11 protein-coding genes are annotated in these 13876 nt (G+C 73.8%); 4 read left to right on the top strand and 7 right to left on the bottom strand.

Features of this window, described 5'->3' with window-relative positions:
- Positions 1-283: 283 nt before the first annotated feature.
- A complete protein-coding gene (locus tag ACZ5UI_RS02260) occupies positions 284-1984 on the top strand; it encodes a methyl-accepting chemotaxis protein (RefSeq protein ID WP_464193792.1) in 1701 nt (566 codons plus the stop codon).
- 63 nt (positions 1985-2047) lie between these two features.
- On the opposite strand, the gene ACZ5UI_RS02255 is transcribed toward ACZ5UI_RS02260, so the two are convergent.
- Complete coding sequence (locus ACZ5UI_RS02255) at positions 2048-2344, bottom strand: glutaredoxin family protein (protein WP_464193790.1); 297 nt, start codon at positions 2342-2344, stop codon at positions 2048-2050.
- A gap of 18 nt (positions 2345-2362) precedes the next feature.
- Entirely contained in the window at positions 2363-2809 is a 447-nt protein-coding gene (locus ACZ5UI_RS02250; protein ID WP_464193788.1) for a MarR family winged helix-turn-helix transcriptional regulator, read from the bottom strand.
- Positions 2810-2850: 41 nt separating this feature from the next.
- Between ACZ5UI_RS02250 and ACZ5UI_RS02245 the strand changes: the two genes are divergently transcribed.
- Complete coding sequence (locus tag ACZ5UI_RS02245) at positions 2851-4296, top strand: acyl-CoA synthetase (protein WP_464193786.1); 1446 nt, start codon at positions 2851-2853, stop codon at positions 4294-4296.
- Here the strand turns inward: ACZ5UI_RS02245 and ACZ5UI_RS02240 are convergent.
- Positions 4280-4708 carry a MarR family winged helix-turn-helix transcriptional regulator gene (locus tag ACZ5UI_RS02240; RefSeq protein WP_464193784.1) on the bottom strand — a complete coding sequence of 143 codons (429 nt, stop codon included), beginning with the start codon at positions 4706-4708 and terminating at the stop codon, positions 4280-4282. The two genes, ACZ5UI_RS02245 and ACZ5UI_RS02240, sit on opposite strands and share 17 nt — an antisense overlap.
- A 49-nt stretch (positions 4709-4757) precedes the next feature.
- On the opposite strand from ACZ5UI_RS02240, the gene ACZ5UI_RS02235 reads away from it, so the two are divergent.
- Both ACZ5UI_RS02235 and ACZ5UI_RS02230 read left to right on the top strand, forming a co-directional pair.
- On the top strand, positions 4758-6263 hold the full coding sequence (locus tag ACZ5UI_RS02235) for an MDR family MFS transporter (protein WP_464193782.1): 1506 nt from the start codon (positions 4758-4760) through the stop codon (positions 6261-6263).
- Positions 6264-6355: 92 nt separating this feature from the next.
- Positions 6356-8098 (top strand): S8 family peptidase, encoded by a 1743-nt coding sequence (locus ACZ5UI_RS02230; RefSeq protein WP_464193780.1) that lies wholly within the window; start codon positions 6356-6358, stop codon positions 8096-8098.
- On the opposite strand, the gene ACZ5UI_RS02225 is transcribed toward ACZ5UI_RS02230, so the two are convergent.
- The 4 genes from ACZ5UI_RS02225 to ACZ5UI_RS02210 are packed head-to-tail and all read right to left on the bottom strand — an operon-like array spanning position 8095 to position 13853.
- On the bottom strand, positions 8095-9507 hold the full coding sequence (locus ACZ5UI_RS02225; RefSeq protein ID WP_464193778.1) for an FGGY family carbohydrate kinase: 1413 nt from the start codon (positions 9505-9507) through the stop codon (positions 8095-8097). The genes ACZ5UI_RS02230 and ACZ5UI_RS02225 overlap by 4 nt on opposite strands.
- On the bottom strand, positions 9504-10577 hold the full coding sequence (locus tag ACZ5UI_RS02220; protein ID WP_464193776.1) for an NAD(P)/FAD-dependent oxidoreductase: 1074 nt from the start codon (positions 10575-10577) through the stop codon (positions 9504-9506). The genes ACZ5UI_RS02225 and ACZ5UI_RS02220 overlap by 4 nt, the downstream gene beginning before the upstream one ends.
- The gene (locus ACZ5UI_RS02215) at positions 10574-12976 is read right to left on the bottom strand and encodes a GcvT family protein (RefSeq protein WP_464193775.1); all 2403 of its coding nucleotides are present in this window, start codon (positions 12974-12976) and stop codon (positions 10574-10576) included. Before ACZ5UI_RS02215 ends, ACZ5UI_RS02220 begins: the two co-directional genes overlap by 4 nt.
- On the bottom strand, positions 12960-13853 hold the full coding sequence (locus ACZ5UI_RS02210) for a phosphotransferase (protein ID WP_464193773.1): 894 nt from the start codon (positions 13851-13853) through the stop codon (positions 12960-12962). The genes ACZ5UI_RS02215 and ACZ5UI_RS02210 overlap by 17 nt, the downstream gene beginning before the upstream one ends.
- Between the last annotated feature and the right edge of the window lie 23 nt (positions 13854-13876).

Raw genomic sequence — 13876 nt, 5'->3', positions numbered from 1 at the left:
CCTCGAGTTCTGGTCCAACCAGGATACGAGCGTGGGCGCCTCAGCGCGCCTGCGCGGGCAACCCGAACCGTCGAGTCGAGGGTGAGATATAGGCCGCTCAAGCGCCCGTGACCGGACGGACGTCCAGCGAATCATCCGATCGGTCCAGAACACCAGACTGCGGCCGATCATCCCAGGGACAGGATGTCCACGTTGTTCTAGGGAAGGACCCCGATCAAAAATGCGACGTATCTCTGACTGGCCGATCGCGGCCCGTCTCTCCGCCGGATTCGGCGTCGTCTGCGTGCTCCTCGCCGCCGTCGTCGTCGTCGGCTGGATCTCACTGGGTCACGCCAGCACGAACTCCAAGCAGCTCGCGCAGCTGAACCAGCTCAGCGACGGCTTCCGCGGTTTCCAGACCCAGATCGCGGCCATGCAGAACCTGGCCACCACCGAGGCCGCGTACGCGCAGGCCGGCGACACGCTGACGTCCGGTGCCGGCCTCAAGGCCCACCAGGACTTCGCCAGGACCCTGGGTCAGACCAGCGACGCCGAGCTGAAGGCGATCCGCGAGCAGCTCAACCCCGCCGAGACCAAGCTGTTCGAGGCCGTCTCCGCGCCGATCGGCACGTTCGTGGCCAACGAGACGAAGATGTTCAAGGCCTACCAGGCCGGCGACCTGGAGGCGGGCAACGCGATCGCCACCGCCAACCCGAAGTACGCTCAGCAGACCAGCGCGCTGTCCGGTCAGATCGCCACGTCGATCAACAAGCGCGCCGACGCCGAGGCCAAGACCGGCCAGGACGAGACCGCTTCGGCCAAGCGCCTGATGCTGATCATCGGCATCGTCGCGCTGATCATCGCCGGCCTCGTCGGCTTCCTGCTGGCCCGCAGCATCCGCAAGCCGACCCGCCAGATGGTCGACGCGGCCAAGGGCCTGGCCGAGGGCGACGTCGAGCAGGAGATCACCCTGCACTCGCGTGACGAGCTGGGCCAGATGGCCGACGCCTTCCGGGGCGTCGTCGACTACCAGCGCGACCTGGCCGGCGCGGCGCGCCGCGTGGCCGACGGTGACCTGACCGTCGAGCTGGAGCCGAAGTCCGACCGCGATCAGCTGGGCACCGCGTTCCAGACGATGGTCGGCAACGTCCGCGAGGTCGTCGGTCGCATGTCGCTGACCGCCACGTCGCTGACCGAGGCCAGCCAGCAGATGGCCAACACGTCCGAGGAGGCCGGCCGCGCCGTGGGTGAGATCGCCCACGCCGTCGGTGAGGTCGCCCAGGGCGCCGAGCGCCAGGTGCGCACCGTCGACGGTGCGCGCGTCAGCGCCGAGGAGACCGCCATCGCCGCCCAGGAGGCGCGCGAGCTGGCCGACCACGGTGCCCGCACCTCGGTCGAGGCGACCAACGCCATGGCCGCGGTCAACGAGTCCACCGAGCAGGTCACCGAGGCGATCCGGTCGCTCTCGGCCAAGTCCGACGAGATCGGCGGCATCGTGTCGACGATCGGCGGCATCGCCGAGCAGACCAACCTGCTGGCGCTCAACGCGGCCATCGAGGCTGCGCGCGCCGGTGAGCAGGGCCGCGGCTTCGCCGTGGTCGCCGAGGAAGTGCGCAAGCTGGCCGAGGAGTCCCAGACGGCCGCGGGCACGATCTCGAACCTGATCGAGCAGATCCAGGCCGAGACCGCCCGCACGGTCGAGCTCGTCAACCTGAGCGCCGAGCGCTCGAGCGAGGGCTCGGTCACGGTCCAGGAGGCGCGCGAGGCGTTCGAGCGCATCAGCGCCGCCGTGTCCGACGTGGGCACCCGCATCGCCTCGATCGCCGAGGCGACCAACGAGGTGGCCGCGGTGGCCGAGCAGTCCAGCGCGTCGACCGAGCAGGTCAGCGCCTCGACGGAGGAGACCAGCGCCTCGACGCAGCAGATCGCCGCGTCGGCCCAGGAGCTGGCCCGCACCGCCGAGGAGCTCGAGCGGCTCGTCGGCACCTTCTCGCTGTCGGCCTAGCACCGACCGCAGCGTGCACCGACCCGGCCGCGGGGGCGATCGCCTCCGCGGCCGCGTCGCGTTCTACTCGAAGGAGCGCGCCTCCAGGCGGCGCTCGTGATGCTCGGCGCTGTGCTCGGTCGCCGGGAAGCGCCGGTCCAGCTCGGCCACGATCTCGTCGGTGTCCCCGGCCAGGATCGTGCCGTCGTCCAGCACGGCCACCGGGATCGTCCGCTCACCGCCGACGGCGTGGGCCATCGCGTCGCGCTGCCGGGGCTCGGGCTCGACCTGCAGCGCCACGAACGGCACGCCCCGCTCGGTCAGCAGTTGGCGGACCTGATGGGAGAACGGGCACCACTCGGCCTGGTAGAGCTGGATCATGGAAGCCGGTCTACCCCACTAGAAGGCGTCGAAGACCGTCGCCATGCGACGCAGCGCGGCGGCCATCGCCGCGACGTCCTCGTCGGCCGCGGCGCCCAGCTCGGCCTCCCAGGCCGCGCGGATGCGCGTGTCCTTGGCGGCGAACTCGCGCCGTCCCGCGTCGGTGATGCGCACGCCCACGCGACGCCGGTCGGACTCGTCGCGCACGCGTTCCAGCAGGCCCGCGCGCGACAGCCCGTCGAGCATCTTCGTGATCGACGCCGGCGTCAGATCGGCGGCCACGGCCAGCTCGCCGGCCGAGTGCTCCTCGCCGTCGGCCAGCACGCGCAGCACGGCGTGTTGGCTGAAGCTGAGCGCGCCCTGACGCTGGGCCTCGCGGCCGCGCAGGCGGCGCTGGGCGGCCAGCAGCTCGCGCAGCGCGCGGCGCAGCTCGTCGATCGTGTCGGTGCGCTCGGCGGCGGCCACGCGTCCATCCTAAGCGGCGGGGGTCCCATACGCTGCCGCACGTGAACTTCGCCCGCGACGTGGTCGACGCCGCCGATCCCGCCCGCCTGGCCCTGGTGGAGCTGTCGCGCGACGGCCGCCGGCGCGCGTGGACCTTCGGCGAGGTCGCCGACGGCGCGGCCCGCCTGGCCGGCACGCTGGCCGCGCACGGCGTGGCCCGCGGCGACGTCGTGATGACGCTGGTGGGCAACCGGCCCGAGTGGGTGATGACGATGGTCGCCTGCTGGCGCATCGGCGCGACGGTGCTGCCCTGCAACGAGCAGCTGCGGGCCAAGGACCTGGCCCTGCGCCTGGAGATCGCCCGACCCCGGGTCGTCGTGGCCGACGAGCGCAACCGGACCGAGCTGGAGGCCGCGGGCACCGGCGAGGTACCCGTGCTGCTCGTGCCCGACGACGCGCTGTGGCGCGCCGCGCCGCCCGCGCCCGCGGTCGAGCTGGACGCCGCCGAGCCCGCCGTGATCATCTTCACCTCGGGCACGTCCGGCGCGCCCAAGGCGGTCGTCCACACGCAGCGCTACCTGGCCGGCCAGCACGTGCAGGCCACGCATTGGCTGGCCGCGCAGCCGGGCGAGCTGGTGTGGTGCACCGCGGCCTCGGGCTGGAGCAAGTCGGCCCGCAACGTGTTCGTCGCGCCCTGGATCCGCGGCGCCGCGGCGCTGCTGCACGACGGGCGCTTCGACCCGGCCGAGCGGCTGGACCTGCTCGAGCGCGAGCGCGTCGACGTGCTGTGCATGGCGCCAACCGAGTACCGCGTGATCGCCAAGCGCACCGCGCTGCGGCCGCTGCCCACGCTGCGCGGCGCGGTCGCGGCCGGCGAGGCGCTCAACCCCGAGGTGCTGAGCGCGTGGCACGAGGCGGTCGGCGTGTGGATCCGCGACGGCTACGGCCAGACCGAGACCGGCCAGATGACCGGTGCGCCGCTGGACGCGCCGATCCGCCCGGGCTCGATGGGCAAGCCGCTGCCCGGCATGCGCCTGTGGATCGACGACGGCGAGCTGGTCGCCGATCCGGCCACCGTGCCGACGTTCTTCGGGGGCTACCTGGGCGACGACCGGCCGGCGCTGGACCGGCCCTGGCGCACCGGCGACCGGGTGGTCGAGGACGAGGACGGCTACCTGTTCTTCGAGGGGCGCACCGACGACGTGATCATCTCCGCCGGCTACCGGATCGGCCCGTTCGAGGTCGAGTCGGCGCTGGTCGCCCACCCGGCGGTGGCCGAGGCCGCGGTGGTGGCCGCGCCCGACGACGAGCGCGGCAGCGTCGTGCGCGCGGTCGTCGTGCTGCGCGACGGCCACGCCGGCAGCGCGGAGCTGGCCCGCGAGCTGCAGGACCACGTCAAGGCGACGACAGCGCCCTACAAGTACCCGCGCATCGTCGACTTCGCCGACGAGCTGCCCAAGACGACGAGCGGCAAGATCCGCCGGGCGGCGCTCAGGGGACCTGGATGATCTCGGTCAGGCGGCGCAGGATGCGCTCGGCCTCCTGCTGCTCCTCGGCGTCCAGGCGGCCGTAGAGCTCCAGGCGGGCGGCGCGCTGGGCCTCGCGTGCCTCATGGACCTGCGCGCGCCCCTCGTCGGTCAGCGCGACGACGACGCTGCGCCGGTCGGTCTCCGACGGGCGCCGCGTGATCAGGTCGTCGCGCTCCAGGCCGTCGAGCATGCGGCTGGCCGTCGGTGAGGCGATGCCCGCCGCCTCGGCCAGGTCGCGCACCCCGCAGGGATGCTCGCGATCCAGCAGCGGGAGCAGCAGGATCATCTGCGGCAGCGTGATGTTGCCGGGGATCGGCGCCGCCTTCAGACGGGCGTCGCGCATCGCGCGGAAGAACTGCTCCAGGGACTCGTTGAAGGACTCGGCGCTCACGAGGCAATAGCGTAGCGCCCTAATGAATAGCGTGCTATCCTTCGGCTAGATGAAGAACCGCTCCTCCCTCTTCGGGCTCGACAACAACCTGCTGCTGATCTCGGCCGTCGTGGTGGTCGGCGCGATCATGTCGATCCTCGACACGACGATCGTCAACGTCGCGCTGGAGACCCTCAGTCAGGACCTCCATGTCGGCCTGGACGACGTCCAGTGGGTGGCCACCGGCTACCTGCTGGCGCTGGCCGTCGTGATCCCGTTGACCGGCTGGATGTCGGAGCGCTTCGGCGCGCGCCGCGTGTGGCTGACCTCGGTGTCGCTGTTCATCGGCGGCTCGGTCCTGTGCGGCCTGGCCTGGGACCTGCCCTCGCTCGTCGCCTTCCGCGTCCTGCAGGGGCTGGGCGGCGGCATGGTCATGCCCGTCGGGATGATCATGCTGACGCAGACCGCCGGCCCCCAGCGGGTCGGCCGCGTGATGAGCATCATCGGCGTCCCCATGCTGCTGGGCCCGGTCATCGGCCCGGTCATCGGCGGCCTGATCGTCGATCACCTGTCCTGGCGCTGGATCTTCTTCGTCAACGTCCCGATCGGCGCGGTCGCCCTGGTCATGGGCATGCGCTGGCTGCCGAAGATCAACGCCTCCGAGCACCCCGGCCGCCTGGACTGGCGCGGCCTGGCCCTGCTCTCCCCCGGCCTCGGCCTCGCCGTGTTCGGCCTGTCGGAGACCTCCAGCCATGGCGGCCTGAGCTCCACGCTGGCCTGGCTGCCGCTGTTCGGCGGCATCGCCCTGATCGTCCTGTTCGCGCTGCACGCCCTGCGCGCCCCGCGGCCGCTGATCGACGTGCGCCTGTTCAAGGTGCCCGCGTTCAGCGCGTCGGCCGCCACCGTGCTGCTGTTCGCGACCGCCTTCTTCGGCTCGATGCTCCTGCTGCCCCTGTTCTTCCAGGTGGCGCGGGGCGAGAGCGCGCTGCACGCCGGCCTGCTGACCGCCCCGCAGGGCATCGGCGCGGCGCTGATGATGCCGGTCGCCGGGATCCTGACCGACAAGATCGGCGGCGGGAAGGTCGCCGTGCTGGGCATCGCGCTGGCCGTGCTGACCACCGTCCCGCTGGCGCTCGTGCAGGGCTCGACCTCGCTGTTCCTGGTCGAGGGCGTCCTGTTCTTCCGGGGCATCGCGCTGGGCCTGGCCATGATGCCGGCGATGGCTGCCGCCTACGCCTCGATGGAGCGCACCGCCGTGCCCCGCGCGACCAGCGCGCTCAACGTCATCCAGCGCGTCGGCGGCTCGATCGGCACCGCCGTGCTGGCCGTCGTCCTGTCGCACCAGATCACCGACAACGTCCCGGGCGCCGCCGCCGGCGGTGGCCTGGAGGCCGCGGGCTCGATCCCGCCCGCCGCGCGCGCCCAGCTGGCCGACCCCTTGGCCAACGCCTTCGGCGGCGCCTTCTGGTGGGCCGTCGCGCTGACCGCGATCGCCATCATCCCGGCCATCGTCCTGGCCCTGACCGGTCGTCAGCGCAGCGACGTTCCCGCGCCCTCAGCCGTCGCCGCCGACTGACCCTCGCTAGGTTTTCCGCCGCAGTCCGATAACCCGCAGGTTGGGAGGCCGGCGGGGAAACCACTCCACACACAACCTTGCAGGGAGGTTGCATGAGGAAGCTCGCTTTCGCGGCGTTGGCCGCCGCGTTGGGCCTGCTCGCCACGGCCACGTCGGCATCCGCCGACACCGACCAGGCCGGGCAGCGCAAGTACGTCGTCGTCTACCAGGAGGGCGTCTCGCCCGCGGAGGCGAGGGCGGCGATCGAGCGTCACGGAGGGCGGATCGTCGAGGAGAACACGGAGATCGGCGTGGCCACGGTGCAGGCCACCGACGCCGGCTTCGAGGACGCGGTGGCGTCCGAGCCGGCGCTGGAGGGCGCCGCCAGCAACGAGCCGATCGGCACGGTCCCCGCGCAGCGGCGCAAGGGCGAGCGCCAGCTGGAGCGGGCGCAGTCGGTGCGCGACGCGCAGCGCAGCGGCCGCCAGTCCCGGCGCGGCCGTGGTCACGGCCACGGGCCCGGGCCCGGGCCCGGCGGGGGCGGACACGGCAGCATCACGCCCGACCCACTGGCCGCGCTGCAGTGGGACATGGACATGATCGACGCGACCGCCGACGGCTCCTACGCCGTGCAGCAGGGCAGTCACGACGTGCGCGTGGGCATCATCGACACGGGCATCGACGGGTCCCATCCCGACATCGCGCCGAACTTCGACCGCGCGCTGAGCCGCAACTTCACGGTCGACGATCCGGTGGTCGACGGCGCCTGTGAGACGGACCCGGACGGCTCGTGCGAGGACCCGGCGGACGTCGACGAGGACGGCCACGGCACGCACGTGGCCGGCACGATCGGCTCGCCGCTGAACGGGATCGGCATCGGGGGCGTGGCCCCCGGCGTGGACCTGGTCAACCTGCGGGCCGGACAGGACGCGGGGTACTTCTTCCTCGGTCCGGTCCTCGACGCGCTGACCTACGCCGGCGACAACGGCATCGACGTGGTCAACATGTCGTTCTACATCGACCCGTGGCTCTACAACTGCACGGCCAACCCGGCGGACTCGCCGGCCGAGCAGCGCGAGCAGCGGTTGATCCTGTCGGCCACGCAGCGGGCGATCGACTACGCCCGCGACCGCGGTGTGACCACGATCGCCGCGGAGGGCAACGGCCATACCGATCTGGGCAAGCCGGTGTCCGACGACACCAGCCCCGACTACCCGGACGCCGAGACGTCGCCGCACCCGCGGACGATCGACAACGGCTGCGAGTCGATGCCCACCGAGGCCGACGGCGTGATCGGCGTGACCTCGGTCGGGCCGAGCGGGCGCAAGGCCTACTACTCCGACTACGGGGTCGAGCAGGCCGACGTGTCCGCGCCGGGCGGCGACTACTGGGACTACCCGGGCACCGAGCAGAACGGCACCACGCCGAACCTGATCCTGGCGCCCTACCCGGAGTCGATCGGCCGGGCCAACGGGGACATCGACGAGGCGGGTGAGCCGACGAACGACTTCGTCGTCAAGGACTGCACCGCCGGGCCGTGCTCGTACTACCAGTACCTGCAGGGCACGTCGATGGCCGCACCCCATGCGGTCGGCGTCGCGGCGCTGATCGTGGCCCAGTACGGGCGGCGCGACCGGCAGAACGGCGGCGTGCGCGCCGACCCGGATCTGGTCGAGCAGGTGCTCAAGCGCACGGCGACCGACACGCCGTGCCCGTCGACCAACCCGTTCGTCTACGAGGGCCTGGATCCGGCCTTCACGGCGACCTGCGAGGGCAACGCCTCGGTCAACGGGTTCTACGGCGAGGGCGTCATCGACGCGCTCGCCGCGGTCGACCGCGGACGCGGCCACCGCTAACAGGGCAGCGCAGCCGCGGCCTGGGCGAAGGAGCGCCAGGCCGCGTGCTCGCGCGTGCGCCAGCCCGCGTCGCGGCGTGGGGCGATCGGTGGGCCCACCGGCACGCGCTGGGCGATCCCCTCCACGTCCCACAGTCCCGCCCCCACGCCGGCCAGCGCCGCCGCGCCCGCCGCCGTCGCGTCGACCGCGCCGCGGGCCACCGGGACGCCGGCCGCGTCGGCCTGCACCGCCAGCAGCAGCTCGCCGTTGGTCAGCCCGCCGTCCACGCGCAGCTGATCGGCCCGCGGCAGGCGCTCGAGGATGTCGGCCACGCGCCAGGCGATCGCCTCCAGCGCGGCCCGGGCCAGGTGCGCGGGCGTCGATGCCGCGGTCAGCCCCGCGATCACGCCGCGGGCCTGCGGCCGCCACCAGGGCGCGCCCAGCCCCGACAGGGCGGGCAGCACGCGCACGCCGCCGGCGTCGTCGACGGTCGCGGCCAGCGTCGCGAGCGCGGCCGGATCGGCGGCCAGCCCGAGCTCTCCGCTGAGCCACTCCAGCAGCGCGCCCGCGGTGAACACGCCGCCGTCCAGGGCCCAGTCGGTGCGCCCGCCGATGCGCCAGGCCACCGTGGGCAGCAGGCCGTCGGCCTGTGGGCGCTCGGACCCGGCGTGGGCGAGCACGAACACCCCCGTGCCGTAGGTCGCCTTGACCGCGCCGGGCGTCACGCAGCCCGCTCCGGCCAGCGCCGCCTGCTGGTCGACCACGCTGGCCCGCAGCGGCAGGTCGACGGGCCAGCGCTCGTGGCGCAGCCTGCCCAGATCGCCCGCGCTGTCGCCGATCTCGGGCAGCGCGCCCGCCGGCACGCCGAACGCGTCCAGCAGCCACGGGTCCCAGTCGCCCAGGCCGAGCTGGGTGCGCGACACGGTCGACGGGTCGGTGGCGAACCCGGCCCCGAGGCGGTCGCGCAGGAACGCGTCCAGCGTGCCCAGCCGGGCCGAGCCCAACGAGGCATCCTGCTCCAGCAGCCAGGCCAGCTTGCCGGCGCTGAAGTACGGATCCAGCGGCAGCCCGGAGCGCGCCTGGATGGCGAGCGCGTCCAGGCGCTCCAGCACCGCCTCGGAGCGCTTGTCCTGCCAGACGATCACCGGCGTCAGCGCCCGGCCGGTCGCCCCGTCCCAGGCCAGCACCGACTCGCCCTCGTGATCCAGACCGCAGGCGACGACCTCGCCGTCGGTCGCCCCGAGCACCTCGGCGACCGCGTCGACCACGGCGTCGAGGACCGCCTGGGCGTCCTTCTCCACCCAGCCAGGGCGCGGATGCCGGACCGCCACGCGCCGGCGCGCCGAGGCGACCTCGCGCAGCTCCAGGTCGTAGGCCACGACCTTGACCGCCGTCGTGCCCTCGTCGATGCCGAGCAGCAGCCCGCTCATGCCGCGCGCAGCCGCGCCGTGCGCCGCCACCAGGGCTCGCGATCGGGCGCGGGCGGCGCGATCGCCGGTAGCGGCGCGGCCCGCCGGCCGGGCGCGATCAGCTCGGCCACGTGCTCGCCGATGCCCAGCGACGCGCTCAGCCCCGTCGAGCGGATCGCCGCGGCGTGGATCAGCCAGGGCTGCACGCGCGACGGGCCGATCACGTAGTTGGCGTCGCGTCCGGCGGGCCGCAGCCCGGCGTAGGCGGCCACCGGTTCCAGGCCCTCCAGCGGCGGGTGCATGGCCACGGCGGCGGCGAGCAGCTCGGCGCGGGCCTGCGGGCGCACCGACCAGTCGTCCTTGTCGTCGCCGTCGACCGCGGTCGGGCCGGCCACGGTCATCCCGTCGATCGTCGGGAACACGAGCACGCCCTTGGTGCGCTCGCTGGGCACCGGGAGCAGGACCTGGTCGACGGTCGTGTCGAACACCAGGAACTCGCCCTTGCGCGGATAGATGGCGAACGCCGTGGCGTCGCCGGCCAGCGCGGCGACGGCGTCGGCGTGCAGGCCGGCGGCGTTGACGACGCGCCGCGCGCGCACCGTCTCGCCGCTGGCCGCGTGCAGCGCCGGGTCCTCGTCGATCGAGACGACGCCGAACCCCGTGTTCACCTGCGCCCCGAGCGCCTGCGCTCCCGCGGCCAGCGCCAGCGTCCAGGCCACCGGATCGGTGACCCACTCCCCCGGGATCTCCAGCGTGCCGTCGGCGTCGCGGCGCGCCCGCACGCGGTTGCGCGGGTAGCCGGGCGGCGCGTCGCGCATGCGCGCGCCGCAGCGCAGCACGGGCAGCCCGAACGCCTCGGCCAGCGCCGCGCGCTGGGGCACCGAGCGCAGGATCATCTTCGTCTCCAGCTCGCCGGGCACCGAGTCGAAGCCGCTGTGCAGGATCCCCGAGTTCGTGCCGCTGGCCCCCAGCGCGAGCTCGGCCTCGGCCTCCAGCAGCGCGACCTCCACGCCCCGGCGGGCCAGGGCCAGCGCGATCGCGCAGCCGACGACCCCGCCGCCGACGATCGCCACCTCGACGTCGTCGCTCATCCCCTGACCCGCTCGCCGCGTGGGTCGTACAGGGGCTCGGCCGCCACCTCGCCTTCCACCCACGCGCCGAACACGTCGACCGCCACCGCGGTGCCGACCGCGACGTCGGCGGGCAGGTAGGCGTAGGCGATCGAGCGCTCGACGCTGTAGCCGTAGCCGCCGCTGGTCACGCGCCCGACGATCGCCCCGTCGATGCGCACGGGCTCGTTGCCCAGCGCCACCGAGCGCGGGTCGTCGAGCACCAGACAGCGCAGGCGCCGCGTCGGCTCGGGCAGGTTGGACATCGGCTTGCCCTCGGCCACCGCCCAGCCCAGGCCGGCCTCCAGCGGCGTGTCGTCGGGCGTGATGTCCGCGCCCCACACGCGGTAGCCCTTCTCCAGGCGCAGCGCGTCGATCGCCTTGTAGCCGCCGGCCACCAGCCCGTGCGCCTGGCCGGCCTCCCACACCGTCGACCACAGCCCGGCGCCGTACTCGACCGGGCACGACAGCTCCCAGCCCAGCTCGCCGACGAACGTCACGCGGGCGGCGCGCACCGGCACGGGCCCGATGGTCGTCTCCACCACGCTCATGTACGGCGCGGTCAGCGGATCGGGGCTGAGCGGCGCCAGGATGTCGCGCGCCCGCGGGCCCCACAGGCCGAAGCAGGCCCAGGCTGACGTGACGTCGGTCAGCGTCACGTCATGGTTGGCGTGGCGGCGCAGCCAGGCCAGGTCGTGCGCGCCGAACGCCGTGCCGGTCATCAGCAGGAAGCGGTCGTCGGCCAGCCGGGCGATCGTCACGTCGGCCTCGATCCCGCCGCGCCGGTTGAGCAGCTGCGTGTAGACGACGCGCCCGACGTCGCCGGCCACGTCGTTGGCGCACACCGCCTCCAGGAACGCCGCCGCCCCCAGCCCGGAGATCTCGATCTTGGCGAACGACGACTCGTCGAACAGCGCGGCCGCCTCCCGGCAGGCGCGGTGCTCGGCGCCGATCGCCGGCGACCAGTGCATGCCCGCCCAGCCCCGGGGGCGCAGCGCCTCGTCGCCCGCGGCCGCGTTGGGCTCGTACCAGTTGACCCGCTCCCAGCCGGCCTTCTCGCCGAACGCCGCGCCGTGGGCCGCGTGCCAGCCGTACGCGCTGGACAGGCGCAGCGGGCGCCCGGCGGTGCGTTCGTGGCCGGGGTACTCGATGTCGTAGTACGTCTCGTAGTTCTCGCGGACCCGGGCCAGCGTGTAGCTGGGCGAGCGGTACTGGGGACCGAAGCGGCGCACGTCCATCCGCCACAGGTCCATCGGCGGCTCGCCGTCGACCACCCACTGGGCCAGCACCTGGCCGATGCCGCCGGCGCCGGCCAGCCCGTGCGCGCAGAAGCCCGCGGCCACGAAGAAGCCCGCGACGTCGCTCTCCCCCAGGCAGAACTCGTTGTCGGGCGTGAACGCCTCGGGACCGTTGATCAGCTTGGTCACCGTGATGTCCTCCATCGCCGGCACGCGCTTGCGCGAGTTCACGGCGATCTCCGCGAAGCGGTCCCAGTCCTCCTCCAGCAGCTGCCCGTTGAAGTCGGCGGGGATCGCGTCCAGGCCGTCGGCGCCCAGCGCCCACGCCGCGCTGTGGCGCTCGTACCCGCCCATGACCAGGCCCGCGCCCTCCTCGCGGAAGTAGATCAGCAGGTCCGGGTCGCGCAGCGTGGGCAGGTGCTCGCCGGCCACGCGGTCCTCCCGGAACGGCTGGGTGACCAGGTACTCGTGGGCCATCGGGACGATCGGCACGCGCACGCCGGCCATGCGGGCGATCTCCGCGGCGTACATCCCGCCCGCGTCGATCACCACCTCGGCCTCGATGCGGCCCCACTCGGTCTCGACCGCCCGCACGCGCCCGCCGCGCACGTCGATGGCGTTGACGCGCGTATGGGTGAAGATCCGCACGCCGCCCTCGCGCGCACCCTCGGCCAGCGCGTAGGTCAGCTGCGACGGGTCCAGGTAGCCGTCGGTGGGCAGGTAGGACGCGCAGCGCACGCCGTCGGTGACCATCAGGGGGAACAGCTCGCGCGCCTCGTCGGGCGAGAGCAGCTCGAGCGGCAGCCCGAACGTGCGCGCCCAGGCCACCTGGCGCATCACCTCCTGCTCGCGCTCGGGCGTGCAGGCCAGCCGGATGCCGCCGCACTCGACCCAGCCGCAGTCCAGCGTCCGGTACAGGTCGACGGAGTGCATCATCATCCTGGTCAGCGAGACCGAGCCGCGCAGCTGGCCGACCAGGCCGGCCGAGTGGAAGGTCGAGCCGCTGGTCAGCTCGTTGCGATCGACGAGCACGACGTCGCGCTCGCCCAGCTGGGCCAGGTGGTAGGCGATCGAGCAGCCGCCCACGCCGCCGCCGATGATGACCACGCGGGCGCGGTCGGGAACGTCACGCGGCCGCGGCATGCAACCACTCCTCCACGCGCGGGTCGCCGGCCGCGGTCTCCAGGCGGGCGAAGTGCTCGGCCGCGTAGGCGTCGTAGTCGTTGTCCAGCGGCGAGACCGTGGCCTGCACCGCGCCCCACATCGCCTCGCGCAGGTCGGAGACGATGCGCATCAGGCGCAGCGCGGCGAAGCGCCGCTCCCCGGGTGGCTCGCCGAAGTACGCCTCCAGCAACGCGCGGTCGCCGGCCTCGTCGAGGCCGTTGTTGACCGACAGGTTGCCGAGGTCGAAGAAGGGATCGTTCATCCCGGAGTACTCCCAGTCGACGAGGTGGATGCGCTGGCCGTCGGAGACGAAGTTGGCGGTCAGCAGGTCGTTGTGGCAGGGACACGGCGCGTGGTCGGGCCCGGTCAGCGCGGCCTCGATGCGCGCGGCCAGCGCGACGATCTGCGCGTGCGCGTGCGCGGGCGGCAGGCGCGCGGCGGCGATCTGCGCGTGCGTCTCGGCCAGGCGGAAGACCGCGAAGGCGAACGGGAGCGCCGGCGTGGACTGGTGGAAGGCGCGCAGCGCGGGCGCGATCTCGCCCAGCCGGGCCCGCACCTGCTCGCCGGTCAGCGTCCCGCCGTCCAGCCACCGGGTGACCAGGGCGCCGTCGGGGGCCAGCGCCACCGGCGGGCCCAGGCCCAGCGCCGCGGCCCGCCGCCCCGCCTCGGCCTCGCAGCCGCGGTCGATCCCCAGCACCGTCGCGCTGGGCGCGCACAGGCGGACCACGTAGTCGTCGCCGCCCAGGCGCACGCGCAGGTTGCGGTTGGTGATCCCGGTGGTCAGCTCCACGGGCTCGCCGTCCAGCGGACCCAGCTCCGCCTCCAGGAGCGGCAGCAGCTCGGCCAGGTCGCGCATGGCCGGATCATGCCCTATGGACC

Source organism: Conexibacter sp. JCM 18997 (genome assembly GCF_055391915.1).
The sequence above is the reverse complement of the archived record's forward strand: the minus strand, read 5'-3'. Positions and strand labels throughout refer to the sequence as shown.